At 56.6% G+C, this 18,319-nt stretch carries 20 protein-coding genes; 8 read left to right on the top strand and 12 right to left on the bottom strand.

All coding sequences use genetic code 11. The features are described from left to right. The first annotated feature begins 57 nt into the window (after positions 1 to 57). From F0319_RS02925 to artJ, 6 genes are all read left to right on the top strand, one after another. Positions 58 to 576 carry a lipoprotein gene (locus tag F0319_RS02925; RefSeq protein WP_059445567.1) on the top strand — a complete coding sequence of 173 codons (519 nt, stop codon included), beginning with the start codon at positions 58 to 60 and terminating at the stop codon, positions 574 to 576. A gap of 226 nt (positions 577 to 802) precedes the next feature. Further along, positions 803 to 1,531, top strand: a complete 729-nt coding sequence (artP, locus tag F0319_RS02920) for an arginine ABC transporter ATP-binding protein ArtP (RefSeq protein WP_023310942.1) — start codon at positions 803 to 805, stop codon at positions 1,529 to 1,531. 19 nt (positions 1,532 to 1,550) lie between these two features. Then, complete coding sequence (gene artI / locus F0319_RS02915; RefSeq protein ID WP_008500032.1) at positions 1,551 to 2,282, top strand: arginine ABC transporter substrate-binding protein ArtI; 732 nt, start codon at positions 1,551 to 1,553, stop codon at positions 2,280 to 2,282. 6 nt (positions 2,283 to 2,288) lie between these two features. Then, the gene (gene artQ / locus F0319_RS02910; RefSeq protein ID WP_025756069.1) at positions 2,289 to 3,005 is read left to right on the top strand and encodes an arginine ABC transporter permease ArtQ; all 717 of its coding nucleotides are present in this window, start codon (positions 2,289 to 2,291) and stop codon (positions 3,003 to 3,005) included. Next, the gene (gene artM, locus F0319_RS02905) at positions 3,005 to 3,673 is read left to right on the top strand and encodes an arginine ABC transporter permease ArtM (RefSeq protein ID WP_023310940.1); all 669 of its coding nucleotides are present in this window, start codon (positions 3,005 to 3,007) and stop codon (positions 3,671 to 3,673) included. The genes artQ and artM overlap by 1 nt, the downstream gene beginning before the upstream one ends. 173 nt (positions 3,674 to 3,846) lie before the next feature. After that, on the top strand, positions 3,847 to 4,578 hold the full coding sequence (gene artJ / locus F0319_RS02900; RefSeq protein WP_021240923.1) for an arginine ABC transporter substrate-binding protein ArtJ: 732 nt from the start codon (positions 3,847 to 3,849) through the stop codon (positions 4,576 to 4,578). Between the two features lie 80 nt (positions 4,579 to 4,658). On the opposite strand, the gene F0319_RS02895 is transcribed toward artJ, so the two are convergent. From F0319_RS02895 to nfsA, 11 genes are all read right to left on the bottom strand, one after another. Further along, entirely contained in the window at positions 4,659 to 6,128 is a 1,470-nt protein-coding gene (locus tag F0319_RS02895; RefSeq protein ID WP_149366240.1) for a sensor histidine kinase, read from the bottom strand. Continuing rightward, on the bottom strand, positions 6,112 to 6,819 hold the full coding sequence (locus F0319_RS02890) for a response regulator transcription factor (RefSeq protein WP_111963881.1): 708 nt from the start codon (positions 6,817 to 6,819) through the stop codon (positions 6,112 to 6,114). The genes F0319_RS02895 and F0319_RS02890 overlap by 17 nt, the downstream gene beginning before the upstream one ends. 72 nt (positions 6,820 to 6,891) lie before the next feature. Further along, on the bottom strand, positions 6,892 to 8,019 hold the full coding sequence (rlmC, locus tag F0319_RS02885) for a 23S rRNA (uracil(747)-C(5))-methyltransferase RlmC (RefSeq protein WP_149366239.1): 1,128 nt from the start codon (positions 8,017 to 8,019) through the stop codon (positions 6,892 to 6,894). Between the two features lie 40 nt (positions 8,020 to 8,059). Further along, positions 8,060 to 8,533, bottom strand: a complete 474-nt coding sequence (locus F0319_RS02880) for a YbjO family protein (protein WP_024907853.1) — start codon at positions 8,531 to 8,533, stop codon at positions 8,060 to 8,062. A gap of 65 nt (positions 8,534 to 8,598) precedes the next feature. Continuing rightward, positions 8,599 to 9,444, bottom strand: a complete 846-nt coding sequence (gene potI / locus F0319_RS02875) for a putrescine ABC transporter permease PotI (RefSeq protein ID WP_149366238.1) — start codon at positions 9,442 to 9,444, stop codon at positions 8,599 to 8,601. Further along, a complete protein-coding gene (potH, locus tag F0319_RS02870; RefSeq protein WP_115874590.1) occupies positions 9,441 to 10,394 on the bottom strand; it encodes a putrescine ABC transporter permease PotH in 954 nt (317 codons plus the stop codon). Before potH ends, potI begins: the two co-directional genes overlap by 4 nt. Before the next feature lie 10 nt (positions 10,395 to 10,404). Next, entirely contained in the window at positions 10,405 to 11,538 is a 1,134-nt protein-coding gene (potG, locus tag F0319_RS02865; protein ID WP_024907855.1) for a putrescine ABC transporter ATP-binding subunit PotG, read from the bottom strand. A gap of 98 nt (positions 11,539 to 11,636) precedes the next feature. Further along, positions 11,637 to 12,749 carry a spermidine/putrescine ABC transporter substrate-binding protein PotF gene (potF, locus tag F0319_RS02860; protein ID WP_008503444.1) on the bottom strand — a complete coding sequence of 371 codons (1,113 nt, stop codon included), beginning with the start codon at positions 12,747 to 12,749 and terminating at the stop codon, positions 11,637 to 11,639. Positions 12,750 to 13,100: 351 nt separating this feature from the next. Continuing rightward, positions 13,101 to 13,577 (bottom strand): YbjN domain-containing protein, encoded by a 477-nt coding sequence (locus F0319_RS02855; protein WP_014169308.1) that lies wholly within the window; start codon positions 13,575 to 13,577, stop codon positions 13,101 to 13,103. Between the two features lie 63 nt (positions 13,578 to 13,640). Further along, positions 13,641 to 14,543, bottom strand: coding sequence for a 30S ribosomal protein S6--L-glutamate ligase (rimK, locus tag F0319_RS02850; protein WP_111963877.1), 903 nt, complete (start codon positions 14,541 to 14,543; stop codon positions 13,641 to 13,643). Positions 14,544 to 14,612: 69 nt separating this feature from the next. Beyond that, positions 14,613 to 15,335: a nitroreductase NfsA gene (gene nfsA, locus F0319_RS02845; RefSeq protein ID WP_111963876.1), complete on the bottom strand. Its 723-nt coding sequence runs from the start codon at positions 15,333 to 15,335 to the stop codon at positions 14,613 to 14,615. A 184-nt stretch (positions 15,336 to 15,519) separates the two neighbouring features. Between nfsA and F0319_RS02840 the strand changes: the two genes are divergently transcribed. Continuing rightward, positions 15,520 to 15,789: a GrxA family glutaredoxin gene (locus tag F0319_RS02840; protein WP_006809455.1), complete on the top strand. Its 270-nt coding sequence runs from the start codon at positions 15,520 to 15,522 to the stop codon at positions 15,787 to 15,789. Positions 15,790 to 15,819: 30 nt separating this feature from the next. Here F0319_RS02840 and F0319_RS02835 read toward each other — a convergent pair whose 3' ends face one another. Next, positions 15,820 to 16,194, bottom strand: a complete 375-nt coding sequence (locus F0319_RS02835; RefSeq protein WP_111963875.1) for an inner membrane protein YbjM — start codon at positions 16,192 to 16,194, stop codon at positions 15,820 to 15,822. Positions 16,195 to 16,467: 273 nt separating this feature from the next. On the opposite strand from F0319_RS02835, the gene F0319_RS02830 reads away from it, so the two are divergent. After that, positions 16,468 to 18,153, top strand: coding sequence for an aspartate:alanine antiporter (locus F0319_RS02830; RefSeq protein ID WP_111963874.1), 1,686 nt, complete (start codon positions 16,468 to 16,470; stop codon positions 18,151 to 18,153). Positions 18,154 to 18,319: the final 166 nt, after the last annotated feature.

The raw sequence follows: 18,319 nt of genomic DNA, 5'->3' as shown, positions 1-18,319 counted from the left end.
CATTATCGGTTCGTTACGCTATGATTGAAAGGATAGTTAATAAATAAGGAAATCAACATGCGCTATTCAGCTTTAACACTTTTAGTGCCCTGCGCGCTGGTGCTCAGCGCCTGTACTACCACGGTCACGCCTGCCTTTAAGGATATCGGTACCCGCAGCGGCCCCTGCATTGAGGGCGGCCCGGACACCGTGGCGCAGCAGTTCTATGATTATCGCATTCAGCACCGCAGCAACGATCTCACCGGTCTGCGCCCGTATCTGAGCGATGGTCTGGCAAAACTGCTTAACGATGCCACCCGCGATCCTCAGCATAACGCCCTACTGAAATCCGATCCGTTCTCCAGCCGCGCCACGCTGCCGGACAGCGCCGAAGTGGCGAGCGCGTCAACCATTCCGAACACGGATGCCCGCAATATTCCGCTGCGCGTGAAGCTGACGCAGGGAACCCAAACCTGGCAGGATGAAGTGCTGATGATCCGTGAAGGACAGTGCTGGGCGGTAGACGACGTGCGCTACGTGGGCGGCAGCGTTCATGCCCCGGCAGGCACGCTGCGCCAGTCGATTGAAAATCGCTAAACCCGCCGATATAACCTGGTAACCCCCGTAAAATGTGCGGCATTTCTTGCGGAATGCCGACATTTATACTCGCCGACCTTGCCGTTCGCTATTTTGTGCTATGTTTAAGAGGAAATACGGGTTATATTTAACTTTTAACGCAGAAATATTGCATAACTATTCTGTCAACGGTACTATCTGCGGCCTCAATTGCTATAGATTGCCTGGATGAGTAAAGACTGCCCCGATGAGTATTAAACTAAACGGCATTAACTGCTTCTACGGCGCACACCAGGCGCTGTTTGACATCACGCTGAACTGCCCGGAAGGCGAAACGCTGGTTTTGCTTGGCCCAAGCGGTGCAGGCAAAAGCTCCCTTCTGCGCGTCCTTAATCTGCTTGAAATGCCCCGTTCAGGTACGCTGGCGATTGCCGGTAACCACTTTGATTTCGCAAAGACGCCGTCTGATAAAGCGATTCGCGAGCTGCGTCAAAACGTCGGCATGGTCTTCCAGCAATACAATCTCTGGCCGCACCTGACCGTGCTGCAGAACCTGATTGAAGCCCCGTGCCGCGTGCTGGGGTTAAGCAAGGATCAGGCGATCGCCCGTGCTGAAAAGCTGCTGGATCGTCTGCGCCTTAAGCCCTACAGCGACCGCTACCCGCTGCACCTGTCCGGCGGTCAGCAGCAGCGTGTGGCCATTGCCCGTGCGCTGATGATGGAGCCCGCGGTACTGCTGTTTGATGAACCGACCGCGGCGCTGGATCCGGAAATCACCGCCCAGATCGTGAGCATCATTCGCGAGCTGGCGGAAACCAACATTACGCAGGTTATCGTCACCCATGAAGTGGAAGTGGCGCGCAAAACCGCCAGCCGTGTGGTCTACATGGAAAACGGGTATATCGTTGAGCAAGGTGATGCGAGCTGCTTCGCTAACCCGCAAACCGATGCCTTCAAAAACTATTTATCTCATTGATTGTGTCAGGGGAAATATAATGAAAAAAGTATTACTTGCCGTGCTGCTTGCTGGCGTTACCCTTTCCGCTACCGCAGCTCAGACCATTCGTTTTGCTACGGAAGCCTCTTACCCTCCGTTTGAGTCCATCGATGCGAACAACAAAATTGTTGGCTTCGACGTGGACCTGGCTAACGCCCTGTGTAAAGAGATCGATGCAACCTGTACCTTCAGCAACCAGGCGTTCGACAGCCTGATCCCAAGCCTGAAGTTCCGCCGTATCGACGCCGTAATGGCCGGTATGGACATCACCCCTGAGCGTGAAAAGCAGGTGCTGTTCACCACCCCTTACTACGACAACTCCGCCCTGTTTATTGGTCAGAAAGGCAAATTCACCTCTGTCGATCAGCTGAAAGGCAAAAAAGTGGGCGTGCAGAACGGTACCACCCACCAGAAATTCATCATGGATAAGCATCCGGAAATCACCACCGTTCCGTATGACAGCTACCAGAACGCCAAGCTGGATCTGCAGAATGGCCGTATCGACGGCGTTTTCGGTGATACCGCGGTAGTGACCGAGTGGCTGAAAGCTAACGACAAGCTGGCGCCAGTGGGCGACAAAGTGACCGATAAGGATTATTTCGGTACCGGTCTGGGGATTGCCGTTCGTCAGGGCAACACTGAGCTACAGCAGAAATTCAACGCTGCGCTGGAAAAAGTGAAGAAAGACGGCACCTACGAAACCATCTACAAAAAATGGTTCCAGAAGTAATTCCTGATGAATGAAATTTTTCCTTTAGCAAGCGCCGCCGGGATGACCGTCGGCCTTGCCGTTTGCGCACTGATTATCGGCCTCGTGCTGGCGATGTTCTTTGCGGTGTGGGAATCCGCGAAATGGTTCCCCGTCGCCTGGACAGGCTCCGCGCTGGTCACCGTGCTGCGCGGGCTACCGGAAATTCTGGTGGTCCTGTTTATCTATTTCGGTTCCTCACAGCTGCTGCTCACGCTGTCGGACGGCTTCACCCTCAATCTCGGCTTTGCGCAGATCCCGGTGCAGATGCAGATCGAAAACTTCGACGTCAGCCCGTTCCTGTGCGGCGTGATTGCCCTCTCCCTGCTCTACTCCGCGTACGCGTCGCAAACCCTGCGCGGTGCGCTGAAAGCCGTGCCGCAGGGTCAATGGGAGTCGGGTCAGGCGTTAGGTCTGTCGAAATCAGCCATCTTCTTCCGTCTGGTCATGCCGCAGATGTGGCGTCATGCCCTGCCTGGGCTCGGCAACCAGTGGCTGGTGCTGCTGAAGGATACCGCGCTGGTGAGCCTGATTAGCGTCAATGATTTAATGCTGCAAACCAAAAGCATCGCCACCCGTACCCAGGAGCCCTTTACCTGGTACATTGTGGCGGCGGCGATCTACCTGGTGATCACGTTGCTCAGTCAGTACATCCTCAAGCGTATTGACCTGCGTGCGACGCGCTTTGAACGGAGACCAGGCTGATGCTTGAATATTTCCCCGAGTTGATGAAAGGGCTGCATACCAGCCTGACGCTGACCGTGGCGTCCATTATCGTGGCGCTGATCCTGGCCCTTATTTTCACCATCATCCTGACGCTGAAAACGCCGGTGCTGGTGTGGATTGTGCGCGGGTACATCACCCTGTTTACCGGTACGCCGCTGCTGGTGCAGATCTTCCTGATTTACTACGGCCCGGGCCAGTTCCCGTCGCTGCAGGAGTATCCGGTTATCTGGCATCTGCTTTCTGAACCGTGGCTGTGTGCCCTGATTGCCCTTTCGCTGAACAGTGCGGCCTATACCACCCAGCTGTTCTACGGCGCGATCCGCGCCATCCCGGAAGGCCAGTGGCAGTCCTGCGGAGCGCTGGGCATGAGCAAGAAAGACACGCTGGCGATCCTGCTGCCGTACGCTTTTAAGCGCGCGCTCTCTTCTTACTCCAACGAAGTGGTGCTGGTGTTCAAGAGTACCTCTCTGGCCTACACCATCACCCTGATGGAGGTGATGGGTCACGGACAGCTGCTGTACGGACGCACCTATGACGTGATGGTGTTCGGTGCGGCAGGCGTGGTCTATCTGGTGGTTAACGGCCTGTTGACGCTGATGATGCGCCTGATCGAGCGTAAAGCGCTGGCGTTTGAGCGCAGAAATTAACCACGAAAATGCATAAAATGGTATTCATGAAGCGGGTAACCTGATGGGTTATCCGCTTTTTTTTGCGATAAAGATAATACTTAATCATTTTTATTGCATATAAATTCATTAACTGGCATTGTACATCCAGGCCGCAGACACGGCGCATCAATAAGACAGACGGGAGCATTACAATGAAAAAGTTAGTTCTGGCCGCATTACTCGCCACCTTCGCCGCTGGCGCATCCGCTGCGGATAAAATCAATTTCGGCGTGTCCGCCACCTATCCGCCGTTTGAGTCGCTGGATGCCAGCAACCAGATCGTCGGTTTCGATATCGATCTGGCGAAAGCGCTGTGCAAACAGATGCAGGCCGACTGCACCTTTACTAACCATGCTTTTGACAGCCTGATCCCGTCGCTGAAGTTCAAAAAATACGACGCGGTGATCTCCGGGATGGACATCACGCCTGAGCGCAGCAAGCAGGTCGCGTTCACCGACCCGTACTACGCCAACTCGGCGGTGGTGATTGCGAAGAAAGGCGCTTATACCTCTTTCGATCAGCTGAAAGGCAAACGCATCGGGATGGAAAACGGCACCACGCATCAGAAATACCTGCAGGACAAACATCCTGAAGTGAAGACCGTGGCCTATGACAGCTACCAGAACGCGATTATCGACCTGAAAAATGGCCGTATCGACGGCGTCTTCGGCGATACCGCCGTGGTGAACGAGTGGCTGAAAACCAATCCGCAGCTGGGCACGGCTACCGAGAAAGTGACCGATCCACAGTACTTCGGCACGGGTCTGGGTATCGCGGTACGTCCGGATAACAAAGCCCTGCTGGAAAAACTGAACGGCGCGCTGAAGGCGATTAAAGCAGACGGTACTTACCAGAAAATTAGCGAGCAGTGGTTCCCGCAGTAAGATTTTTTTGCCGGGTGGCTCGGCCTACGGGGGTGGTAGTCTGTAGGCCGGGTAAGGCGAAGCCGCCACCCGGCAATTTCTCAGAGTGGCACAAAGAACCTGAACCGTGCTCCGCTCGCCGACTCCATCAGCCTGATCCCACCCCCGTGCAGCTCCAGCATCCGTTTAACAATCAGCAGCCCTAACCCGCCGCGATTCTCTCTCGACGCCTGAGTATTGAGCGCCGACGGCCGCTGGAACAGATCGTCACGCAGCGCGGCATCCACGCCCGCTCCGCTATCGGACACTTCGACCTGCAGCCGTTCATTTTCCTGCCACACCGCCAGACGAATTTCCCCGCCGCCAGGCGTATGGCGCATCGCGTTATCCAGCAGGTTGGTTACTACGCGCTCGATCATCGACACATCGGCGTTTATCAGCGGCAACGGCCCCGGCACGTCAATATGCAGGTTGACCTCTCGCGTACGGGCGGTGAGCTCAAACTTCTGCGCCACGTCGGAAATCAGCTCTCCCATCGCGAACCGCTCGCGCTGGGGTTTAATACCGCCGTACTCCAGGCGTGCCAGCTCAAACAGCTGCTGCGAAAGATGACGGACCTTTTGTCCCTGGCGCAGCGCGGTGGCGAGATACTGCTGGTGCTCCTGCGGCGTCAGCGTGGCGGATTTGAGCGACAGGGTTTCGAGATAGCCCAGCAGCGAGGTCAGCGGCGTACGGAGATCATGCGAAATATTGGCGATAAACTCCCGGCGCTGGCGATCGCTGTCGGCCAGCCGATCCCACTGCTGGGTGATTTTGCGCGCCAGCTCGATAAAACTGTTGCGCAGGATCGCCACCTCATCTTTTGCCGCCGCGTCCGGCGTCTGTGCCGCCAGCTGTCTGATAGCGCTTATGCTGTCCTGCTCCAGCCCGGCGACTTCCACCGTCAGCTGTTTAACCGGGCGCGTGACCCAGTACCAGACCAGTAAACCGGCCAGCAGGCCAAACAGCGCGACCCACAGCAGTGACCACAGGACGGTACTCCACAGCGCCTTATGCCAGGCCATCTCCGCAAGAGCATTTGACTCCTCGCCCTGCAAAATAATGTACAGATAGCCTTTTAGCTCGCCGTCCTGCCGCAGCGGCGTGGCGCTAAAGACTTTTTGATTTTGACTGCGCGGATCGTCGCCCAGCACCGGCATGGCGGTGCCGCTGAGGAAGCTCTGCACCGGAGCCAGATCGATTTTTTGCCGCTGAATATGGCCCGGCGGTGCGGCATCGGCGAGGATATCGCCGTCAGGAGAGATAACGTACAGCTCAACGCTCGGATTAAAGGTCATCAGCCGGCCAAACAGCGGTTTCAGCGCGCTGCGGTCGACCCTGCCCTGCGCGTCCAGAATTGGTTCGCGCTGAACGATCTGCTGCGCCAGCCCGCCCGACAAACGCTGCACCATCGCATTACCGTACTGCATGCTGCTGTAGAGCTGTACCGCGCAGGCAACGGCGGCGCAGAGCATCATCAGCAGGATGAAGAGCAGCGTCAGGCGCTGGCTCAGGCTAAAGCGGCGCATCATGATTTGGCTCCGCAAATTTATAGCCCTTGCCCCAGACGGTGCGAATAATCTCCGGCTCGGCGGCGTCCTTCTCAATCTTGATGCGCAGGCGGTTGATATGGGTGTTGACGGTGTGCTCATAGCCTTCGTGCTGGTAGCCCCAGACCTGCTCCAGCAGCGCCAGACGGGAGAACACCTCGCCGGGATGACGGGCAAAGAAGTAGAGCAGTTCGAACTCGCGCGGGGTGAGATCCACCACCTGGCCGTGAAGCAGCACGCTGCGCGCCAGCGGATCGATGGTCAGTCCGTGAGCCTGAATTTGACCGTCGGTTTGCGCCTGCCCCATCGCCTGCTGGCGACGGAACAGCGCTTTGATGCGCGCAATCAGCTCCTGCACGGAGAACGGTTTTGCCAGATAGTCATCGGCGCCGGTTTCCAGCCCGGTGATGCGGTCGGTTTCGCTGCTACGGGCGCTGATGATGATCACCGGCAGGTAGCGCGTCATCTGACGGATGCGGCGGCAAATCTCCAGGCCGTCAACGCTGGGCAGCATCAGGTCGAGGATCACCGCGTCCCACGTCTGGACTTCAAGACGCTGCAGGGCTTTGCCCCCGTCGGGTTCGTGGGTGATGGCGTAGCCTTCGTCTTCTAAATTGAGTCGCAGAAGCGCCGCGATATCGTGGTCGTCTTCCACCAGCAGGATCTGCTTCATGGGTAAGCCTTCATTCATTTCTTATGACGTAAGCTTACCTGATTTCGCCGGGATGAAGAGTTCACATTTTGTTTAAGATTTTACGAGCAACGTCAGCACTTCATAGTGCGCGGTGTGCGGGAACATATCAAAAAGCTGAACGCGTTCAACGCGATAGCCCGGTAGTTGCGCAATGTCTTTTGCCATGGTCTGCGCGTTGCAGCTGGAATAGATGATGTACTCTGGCGCCATCTGGCTCAGGTAGTCGCACAGCGCATTGCCGATGCCGCGGCGCGGCGGGTTGACCAGCACCAGCTCAGGCACGTTGCCCTGGCCGGTCGCGAACCGCGTGGAGTCGAGCGCCTGGAAGTGCAGATTCGTTAACCCAAGTTCGGCGGCGGACTGCTTCGCGCAGGCAATCGCTTCGGCAGAGATCTCAATGCCGGTGAGCTGCATCTCCGGCGTGGCGCAGTGCAGGCCAAAACCGCCCACGCCGCAGAAGAGATCCCACATGTGGTGAACGTTCAACGCACGAACCCAGTCGCGGGCGGCGGCGTACAGGCTGCTTGCCACGGTCGGGTTGGTCTGGAAGAAGCTTTGCGGGCGGATCCACAGCGGCACCCCGTTGAAGCTTTCGGCCAGCGCGTGCTGGTCGGTGAAGAAAATCTCTTTCTCCCCTTCCATGATTGCCATATGCACGGGCTGAATGTTTGCCGTAATGACCTTCAGCTGCGGAAGCTGCGCCTGCAGCCACGGCAGCGCCGCGCGCAGCTGCTCCAGCTTGGTTTCAGAGCGCAGCACGAAGCGCAGCATCATGCCGCCGTCTTTCTGGCTTTCCGTCAGCAGAAGGTATTTCAGCTCGCCGCGCTTGCGGGCAACGCTGTAGGGCGTTAAGCCCGCCCGCGCGATAAACGGTTTCAGTGCGGCAAAGACAGGCTCAAACGAGTCGGGATACAGCGGGCAGTCGGTTAAGTCTTCCGGCGTGCCGTCGCGGTGCAGCATCCCCAGCAGCGGTTTTTCTACGCTGCCGCTGACCACCATTTTGGCTTTATTGCGAAACCCCTGTTCGGGGCCGCTGACGGGTGCGCACCACTCGCCCACCGCGTGTTCTGCCAGCAGCTGTTGCAGGTCGGCCATTTTGGCGGTGAGCTGTTGAGGGACCGGCTGTTCTATCCACTGACAGGAGCGGCAGCGTCCGGCGTCATAGAGTGCGCACTGCATATGAAAACCTTAAAAATCACGAGGGCTGCGATTATACACATTATTGCAGGCGGAAGAATCTCCGACTGGAAGCCGGAACGAAGAGTAGAAAGAGCACCAGCATGTCCGGCAGTTTTTGCATAAACAGCGCGCGCAGGATCTCGCGTTTGGATTCACCGGCGATGCTGAACAGCTCCGGGTAGCCATACCCCAGCGAGGCGGCCCACAGATAGCTTGCGGCGGTAATTTGCGTCAGCAGATAGACCCATCGCGCCCAGTTGCGCCCTTTAACCAGCGAAAACGCGCAGTAGATCTCGATAAACACCAGCACCAGGCTGCTCAAAAAGACCAGCGTCAGATTCCACGTCTGCACGCTGCGGTGAATGAATTCACCGATGCCGCGCACGCCCAGGGTGTTGAGAATCATCAGCACGTCCAGGCAGCGGATCATAATAATGGCGAGCGCCGCCACCTGAACCAGCGCAGGTACGTTAGGACGCGCGTGCGTAATACGTGATTTTTTTAATAATCCCAATGTTTTACTTCCCTGAAAAACAGTGCCGCGTCATGCGCGGCACATCACTGGAAATTTTAAATCCTTCAGCCGCGTCTTGCACGCTGGATATCGCGCACGCGCTGTTTTTCCGCGCGCGCCATCAAATACCAGGCGATAAATCCGACAATTCCGACCACGCCGAGGATGATAGAAGCCAGGGCGTTGATCTCCGGGTTGACCCCCATGCGTACGCTGGAGAAGACCAGCATCGGCAGCGTGGTCGCCCCCGGGCCGGAAACAAAGCTGGCGATCACCAGATCGTCGAGCGACAGGGTAAACGCCAGCAGCCAGCCGGAGATCACCGCCGGCATAATCATCGGCAGGGTGATGATGAAAAAGACCTTCAGCGGCGTCGCGCCGAGATCCATCGCCGCCTCTTCAATGGAGCGATCCAGCTCGCGCAGGCGCGAGGAGATCACTAGCGCTACGTAGGCCGTACAGAAAGTGACGTGCGCCAGCCAGATGGTGAGCATGCCGCGATCTGCCGGCCAGCCGATGGCGTGCGCCAGGGCCACGAACAGCAGCAGTAGCGCGAGACCGGTGATCACGTCCGGCATCACCAGCGGGGCGGTAATCATAAAGGCAAAGCCGTTCGAACCGCGAAAACGCCCGAAGCGCACCATCACCAGCGCGGCGATCGTGCCCAGCACGGACGCCATGGTCGCCGCCAGCGCCGCAATGGTCAGGCTCAGCCCCACCGCGCTCATCATTGCATCATCGTGGAACAACTCGCTGTACCAGCGCGTCGACCAGCCTGCCCAGACCGTCACCAGTTTGGAGCTGTTAAACGAATAGATCACCAGCATAAGCATCGGCGCATACAGGAAGGTAAAGCCGATCACCAGGATCGCGATTCGCCACGGGGAGCGCACTACCGGTAAGTTGTTCATCCGCGATCTCCCATCTGTTTCTGCTGATGCTTGTGGAACCACATGATCGGCACGATCAGCAGCAGTAACATGATAATCGCCACCGCTGACGCCACCGGCCAGTCGCGGTTATTGAAAAACTCCTGCCACAACACGCGGCCAATCATGATGCTATCAGGCCCGCCGAGCAGTTCCGGGATCACAAACTCCCCCACCGCCGGGATAAAGACCAGCATCGACCCGGCGATAATGCCGCCTTTAGTCAGCGGGACAATGACGCTGAAGAAGGTTTTTAGCGGACGGGCACCGAGATCGAGCGACGCTTCCACCAGCGAGTAGTCGATACGGGTCAGCGCCGTGTAGATTGGCAGCACCATAAACGGCAGATAGGCGTACACAATACCGATATAGACCGCGAGGTTGGTGTGCAGGATCGTCAGGGGCTGATCGATAACCCCGAGCCACATCAGGAAGTTGTTCAGCACGCCGTTGTTTTTCAGGATCCCCATCCAGGCGTAAACGCGGATCAGGAACGAGGTCCACGACGGTAAAATTACCAGCAGCAGCAGGATATTCCGGGTCGACGGCTTGCTGTGCGCCACCGCCCACGCCAGCGGGTAACCCATCACCAGACAGCAGAGCGTCGAGATGGCGGCCACCTGCAGCGACTGCAGATAGGCTTCGAAATAGAGCGGGTCGTCGGTGAGCTGCAGGAAGTTACCCAGGTTTAAGGTCAGCGTCAGCTGCCCGTCGGCCCAGTCCAGCAGGTTGGTGTAAGGCGGGATTGCCCGCGCCATTTCCGCCAGGCTTATCTTGAAAACAATCAGGAACGGCAGCAGGAACAGCAGGATCAGCCACACGTACGGCATGGCGATCACCAGCTTGCGGCCGTGTTTCATCTGCATTCGCGTCAGCCACTGGGCAAAACCGCCCGGTTTGCCTGCGCGGGCTGGAGGTTCAAGTGTACTCATTGGCCGCTCCTTATACCGTCAGCACAACGCAACTGTCTGCATCCCAACACAGGCGCACTTCGTCGCCCCAGGTCGGCTGCCCCTTGCGGTAGCGATGTTCGTTCTGTAACTGCGCGCTGAGCATCTGCCCGCTTTTCAGGCGCACGTGATAGATGGAGAGGTCGCCAAGATAGGCAATGTGCACCACTTCACCGACGGCAAAGTTATAGCCATCGGCAGGCGGATCCTCACAGAGCATGATCTTCTCCGGACGCAGCGCGACGTAGACAGGCACGTTATCCACCACGGAGTTATCCGGGTCGACCTTCAGCGGATGCTGCAGCCCCGGCGATTCGATGACCAGACCATCTTCCTGACGATCTTTCAGCAGCCCTTCGAAGACGTTGACCGAGCCGATGAACTCCGCGCTGTAGCGGGTGGTTGGATGCTCATAAATCTCTTCCGGCTCGCCAATCTGCACGAACTTCCCGCGGTTCATGATGGCGATACGTCCGGCCATGGTCATGGCTTCTTCCTGGTCGTGGGTAACCATCACGCAGGTCACGCCCACGCGCTCGAGGATATCGACCACTTCAAGCTGCATACGGTCGCGCAGCTTTTTATCCAGAGCCCCCATCGGCTCATCAAGCAGCAGCAGTTTCGGGCGTTTTGCCAGGCTGCGAGCCAGGGCCACGCGCTGGCGCTGGCCGCCGGACAGCTGATGCGGCTTACGCTTCGCGAACTCCTGCATGTGTACCAGGCTCAGCATCTCGGCCACGCGCGCGGTAATTTCGGCCTTCGGCAGCTTGTCCTGCTTCAGGCCAAAGGCGATGTTCTGCTCCACCGTCATGTGCGGGAACAGCGCGTAGGACTGGAACATCATGTTAATCGGGCGCTGATACGGCGGCACGCTGGACAGATCCACGCCATCGAGCATGATCTGCCCGGCGGTGGGTTGTTCAAAACCGGCCAGCATACGCAGCAGGGTCGATTTACCGCAGCCAGAAGCTCCCAGAAGAGCAAAAATCTCGCCTTTATAAATCGTCAGGCTGACGTCGTCCACGGCATGCTGGCCATCGAAAGATTTGGTGAGGTTACGAATTTCAAGAAGCGGGGTCAGCGCTTTACGGACTTTCGCCTGCGGGCGGGGGATCGCGTCATTCACGGGGTGCTCTCCGGCAGAAATCAAATCATGGTGCAGGCGCACCAGAACGGTGCGCCTGTTGCCGGGGGCACTTCGCTTGCCCGGCCTGTAACAAAGGGTTATTTACCGCTTTTCACCTTGGTCCACGCACGGGTACGTACGCGGTCAATTTTTGGATCCTGGACTTTCAGGGTGAAGAGCTTGGCGAACACATCCGCTGGCGGATAGATAGCCGGGTTATTACGGATTTCTTCGCTCACCAGCGGCACGGAGGCCTTGTTACCGTTCGCGTAGTAAACGTGGTCGCTGATGTGGGCGATCACCTCAGGACGCATCAGGTAGTTGAGGAACTGATACGCTTCATCTTTGTTTTTCGCATCAGCCGGCATCGCGAAGACGTCGAAGAAGGCCAGCGCCCCCTCTTTCGGAATGAAGTAGGAGACGTTCACACCGTTTTTCGCCTCTTTCGCGCGGTTAGCCGCCTGCCATACGTCCCCTGCCCAGCCGATCGCGACGCAGATGTCGCCGTTCGCCAGGTCGTTGATGTACTGAGATGAGTGGAAGTAACGAATGTTTGGACGCAGCTTCAGCAGCAGATCGGTCGCCGGGCCAGTGTAATCATCGGCTTTATTGCTGTTCGGATCTTTGCCCAGGTAGTTCAGCACGGTTGCGAAAATCTCTTCCGGCGCATCGAGGAAGGAGACGCCGCAGCTTTTCAGCTTCTCAAGGTTTTCCGGCTTCAGCACCACGTCCCAGCTGTCCAGCTTGACGTCCGGGCCCAGCGCGGCTTTGACTTTATCGACGTTGTAGCCGATACCGGTAGTCGCCCACAGGTAAGGCATGGCGTATTTGTTGTCCGGATCATGCTTGGCCACCAGCTTCAGCACTTCCGGATCGAGATTTTTCCAGTTTGGTAACTTGCTCTTATCCAGCGGCTGGAAGACGCCTGCCGTCAGCTGACGCTCGAGGAAGCTTGCGGAAGGCACCACGAGGTCAAACCCGGTGCTGCCCGCCATCAGTTTTCCTTCCAGCACTTCGTTGGAATCGAACACATCGTAGACGACTTTAATGCCGGTCTCTTTTTCAAAATTCGCCACCGTGTCCGGCGCAATATAGTCAGACCAGTTATAAACGTGCAGCGTTTTTTGTTCCGCAGCGAGCGTGCCGGCAGAGACGGCCATCAGAGCACCCGCAACCAGACCCGATAACCATTTTTTATTCAAGGCGATCATAGTGTTATTCCTTCTGAAAGCTCGTTAACAAACGAACTAAAACTGTGCAATCTGAATGTATGCAAAAATCATGCATAGTTTGTCGCTCTGCTCAAAATAAAAAGAAACCTCTTTACCCGGCAGCTTCCGCTCGCTTTTTGAAGCATCGCAAGAATAACTGTAGCCCGTGTCCCCGGCTATAGCCCAGACGAAAAAACGCCTTTTATCAATTTTTTATGCAGGTTAAGTCTACGTGATAAGCCGAAACGGCCTTCAGGGAGGTGAATAATTCTTTAAAGAAAGGTTAAAAGCAGCAGAAAAAATGGCCTTCTGCAGCCGCTATGGCAGCGACTGCGCAAAAGTCAGACAGGCTTAGTGAAGAAAATTGGGAGATGCATCATTATTCTCTGCATCATCTTCCGCGCTATACAGCAGATGGTGTGCATTGGCTTCCATCATGACCATCGAAATTTGCTCTTCGCTCAGGCGCATAAACCATGAGAACTGCTTGAACGACAGCCCGGCACCGGAGAATAAAGACTGGCAAACGACCAGTTTTGGCAGATTATCATCCTGTATGTCGAGAAATGCTTTCACCGTCAAAGAACTGGCGTTAATCGCTGACAGATCGGAAGCCAGCGCCAGCAGCGCAGAGGGCTTCACTTCGGCCAGCGCGGAGAAAAGGATCACGTCGTTAATCAGATCGATTTTGGCATCGAAAATGCCGTCGAAATTCTGCATATGAGGCAGATGCAGCGCCTGGCAGGAATCGCATTCGAAAAACGTAATTCCGGCATCATCAAGCCATTGACGTAACGTATCCAGTGTAGGTACGACCTGTAAATCCATCGCGTTGCAGCCTCTTTAATAAAAACTTCGCATAGGGTACTTAAAAAGCGCGCGGTAATCCATTTAACCACCCGTTTTCAGACAGTAGCCCGGCGTCGCATGACGCTCGATCCATAAGATCATTTTACCCGCAATATCGACCCCTGTGGTTTTTTCCACGCCTTCAAGCCCCGGCGAGGCGTTCACTTCCATAACCAGTGGCCCTCGCGTCGCCCGTAGCAGGTCTACGCCTGCCACGTCCAGCCCCAAAGTCTGCGCCGCTTTGACGGCAATTTCCCGCTCCTGGTCGCTGATATCGGCGATTCTGGCAATGCCGCCGCGGTGAAGGTTAGAGCGGAAATCGCCCTCTTTGGCCTGGCGCTCGATGGCCGCCACCACCTCGTTTCCCACCACGAAACACCGGATGTCGCGCCCTTTGGCCTCTTCAATGTACTCCTGCACCAGAATATGGGCATTCAGCCCGCGGAAGGCGTCAATCACGCTCTCCGCTGCCTGACGCGTCTCCGCCAGCACCACGCCGATGCCCTGTGTGCCTTCCACCAGCTTGATCACCAAAGGGGCACCGCCCACCATGTCGATCAGATCGCTGGTGTCGTCCGGTGAATGGGCAATCCCGGTAACGGGAAGATCGATGCCCTGGCGCGCGAGCAGCTGCAGCGAGCGCAGCTTGTCGCGGGCGCGTGAAATGGCGACGGATTCGTTGAGCGGATAGCTGCCCAGCATCTCGAACTGGCGCAATGCAGCGGTGCCGTAAAAGGTTATCTGCGAGCCGATGCGGGGGATCACCGCATCAAAGTGAGGCAGCTTGCGGCCTTTGTAGTGAATCGACGAGGCGGCAGGGTCAATGTTCATATAGCAGGACATCGGGTCGAGGATCTCAACCTGATGTCCGCGTTTCGCCGCCGCTTCCCGAAGACGCTTACATGAATAGAGCGTTCCATCCCGGGACAATATGGCAATTTTCACCCTGCACCTCTCTGAAGACATGGAAAAAGCCTGCGTATCATATACGCAGGCAGGCGCAGGATAAATGGACTATCGCGTCGCCCAGCCCTGTTTGTGCAGATAATCAAGAATAAACGGGCGATTTTCTTTAATGATGGTGCGGCGAATATGGTCAGTCCAGGTGTCGCGACGGTTATTGCTGCCGCGCGTCAGGTAGTAGTTCGCCAGCTCTTCATCGTATTGATTCAGGACGTCCTGATCGACCGGCTGGTAGTGGTTTTCGTGCACCAGCATCGCCGCGGGAATACGCGGCTTCAGATCCGGGTTATCCGCCGGCCAGCCGAGACACAGGCCAAACAGCGGCAGCACGTGTTTTGGCAGCTTCAGGAGGTCGGTCACGCTTTGAATGTTGTTACGCAGGCCTCCGATGTAGACGCCGCCTAATCCCAGCGACTCCGCCGCAGTAAAGGCGTTTTGCGCCATCAGCGCGGTATCCACCACGCCCAACAGCAGCTGTTCGGCCAGCCCGAGCTCGGCCTCAGGGCAGATCTGCAGGTGGCGGTTAAAGTCGGCGCAGAATACCCAGAACTCGGCTGCCTGAGCCACATGCTTCTGCCCGCCGGTCAGCGTCACCAGCTGTTCACGCATGGCCGGGTCGGTAATGCGGATAATGGAGCTGCACTGCAGGAAGCTGGAACTTGAAGTCGCCCTTGCGCTGTTAATAATCGCTTCGCGCTGCGCATCGGTAATCGGCTCATCGGTGAAGTGGCGAATGGAACGATGGGAAAGGAGCAGGTCTATGGTTGGCGTCATCTTGTCTCTCTTTGTCTTGCTTAATACGTATGCCAGCCAGTATAGGCAATGATATGCGCGGTGTAATTGGCGAAACATAGCTCATAGATATTATAACGACAGGCGAAACCTTCTTTAATGACGACAGGTTATGGGGCACTATACGTGTCATTCGCCGTCAGGCTTGTTTTTTGAGGAGAGAGAAATGTTTGCAGTAATTTTTGGTCGTCCAGGGTGCCCTTACTGTGTGCGCGCGAAAGAGCTGGCTGAGAAACTGACCGAAGAGCGCGATGACTTCAACTTCCGCTACGTGGATATCCACGCGGAAGGCATCACGAAAGCGGATCTCGAAAAAACCGTCGGTAAGCCGGTTGAAACCGTACCGCAGATCTTCCTCGATCAGAAACACATCGGCGGCTGCACCGACTTCGAAGCTTACGCCAAAGAGCACCTGGGCCTGTTTGCTGCCCAGTAATGAAAGGACGCCCTCACCGAGAGGGCGTTTTTATTTGTGGTGCCGTCGGCGTTGAAGCAGACTGCGCACAAATAAGTAGCAGAGCGCGCCAAGGGCGCACCAGAATACGGCGCTCATCAACCACGCCAGCTCCTGCCAGAAACTTCGCGTTGAAACATACAGCATGCGCATCAGCAGCAGACACAGTGGTGCCGCCAGCATGGCGCCAATTAGCGGCTTGACCACTTCCCCTTTACGGGAAAGAAAACTGGCTGCCGCTCCCGGCAGGGTAAAAAAGAGCAGCCCCAGCTCCGGGTGTCCTGCAGCCCTGAATGCCCCTTTCAGGTTAAAAGCGAGCGACATGCACACGACGGTAAACAGCAAAAAGCAGCTGATCACCCCCGCCCAGTTTCGTTTAATGTTCAAACTATCCTCCTGACTTATCTCTATCAAATACAGCTTCGTCGGGTAGACGCCCAGTCAGATAAAGCAATGCGGCAATCCTTGCCAAAGTACGCACAGGGTGATGCGATAATAGGTAGCTGTCAGTAGCTAATGCGATTAAACTACACGCCAGCTAATGTTTTAGGGAATAAAGCAGGAAACAGGGAGCGTTAACGCCTTTCCCTGACCCAGAAAACAGTAGCCCAAATAGTCCTTTCATTCAACAACTTACTGGTAAACAAGAAGTTAGCCTCCGTGAATATAAACGTCGCAGACTTGTTAAATGGGAATTACATCCTGTTATTATTTGTGGTACTGGCGCTGGGCCTTTGCCTGGGTAAATTGCGCCTGGGTTCAGTTCAACTTGGTAATTCCATTGGCGTTTTAGTCGTCTCCTTATTATTAGGTCAGCAGCACTTCAGCATTAACACGGACGCGCTCAACTTAGGTTTTATGCTGTTTATTTTTTGTGTTGGCGTGGAAGCGGGACCGAACTTTTTTTCAATTTTCTTCCGCGACGGCAAAAATTATCTGATGCTGGCGCTGGTGATGGTCGGCAGCGCGCTGCTGATCGCGTTAGGACTGGGTAAACTGTTTGGCTGGGATATCGGGTTAACGGCCGGTATGCTGGCAGGCTCCATGACCTCCACTCCCGTGCTCGTGGGTGCCGGTGATACCCTGCGTCATTCCGGCATGGCCGGCGCACAGCTTTCTGCCGCACTCGACCACCTGAGCCTGGGCTATGCCCTGACCTATCTGATTGGTCTGGTGAGCCTGATCGTTGGCGCACGCTATCTGCCAAAACTGCAGCACCAGGATCTACAGACCAGCGCCCAGCAAATCGCCCGCGAGCGCGGTCTGGATACCGATTCCAAACGTAAAGTCTATCTCCCGGTGATCCGCGCCTATCGCGTTGGGCCAGAGCTGGTGGCATGGGCAGACGGCAAAAATCTGCGCGAGCTGGGGATTTATCGCCAGACGGGCTGCTATATCGAACGTATCCGCCGCAACGGCATTCTGGCGAACCCGGACGGCGACGCGGTGCTGCAGATGGGCGACGACATCGCGCTGGTGGGTTACCCGGACGCCCACGCCCGCCTCGACCCGAGCTTCCGTAACGGCAAAGAGGTGTTCGACCGCGACCTGCTCGACATGCGTATCGTCACCGAAGAGATCGTGGTGAAAAACCATAACGCCGTTGGCCGCCGCCTGGCGCAGCTGAAGCTGACGGACCACGGCTGCTTCCTCAACCGCGTGATCCGCAGCCAGATTGAGATGCCTATCGACGACAACGTGGTGCTCAACAAAGGCGACGTGCTGCAGGTCAGCGGCGACGCCCGACGCGTGAAAACCGTGGCCGACCGCATCGGCTTTATCTCCATTCACAGCCAGGTCACCGACCTGCTGGCCTTCTGCGCTTTCTTTATCGTTGGCCTGATGATCGGCATGATCACCTTCCAGTTCAGCAACTTTAGCTTCGGCATCGGTAACGCCGCCGGGCTGTTGTTCGCCGGAATTATGCTGGGCTTCCTGCGAGCGAACCATCCTACCTTCGGCTACATTCCGCAGGGCGCGCTGAACATGGTGAAAGAGTTCGGTCTGATGGTCTTTATGGCAGGCGTGGGCTTAAGCGCGGGCAGCGGGATTGGTCACAGCCTCGGCGCCGTCGGCTGGCAGATGCTGGTGTCCGGACTTATCGTCAGCCTGGTGCCGGTGGTGATCTGCTTCCTGTTCGGCGCCTACGTGCTGCGCATGAACCGCGCCCTGCTCTTCGGGGCGATGATGGGGGCGCGTACCTGTGCCCCGGCCATGGAAATCATCAGCGATACCGCGCGCAGCAACATCCCGGCGCTGGGCTATGCGGGCACGTATGCTATCGCTAACGTGCTGCTGACGCTGGCGGGTACGCTGATCATTATCATCTGGCCGGGACTCGGATAACTCCTAAGTTTGCGCGTGGTGAAATTATTTTCGTTACGCGCAGAACTTTTTTATCAGGGGGCAGTCATAACTAGTGCCACTGCTTTTCTTTGATGTCCCCAATTTGTGGAGCCCATCAACCCCGCCGTTTTGGTTCAAGGTTGATGGGTTTTTTGTTGCCTGAAAT

The sequence above is a fragment of the Enterobacter vonholyi genome (genome assembly GCF_008364555.1).
GTDB classification, from domain to species: domain Bacteria; phylum Pseudomonadota; class Gammaproteobacteria; order Enterobacterales; family Enterobacteriaceae; genus Enterobacter; species Enterobacter vonholyi.
Note: the sequence above shows the minus strand (reverse complement) of the source record. Positions and strands in the feature narration are given on the sequence as shown.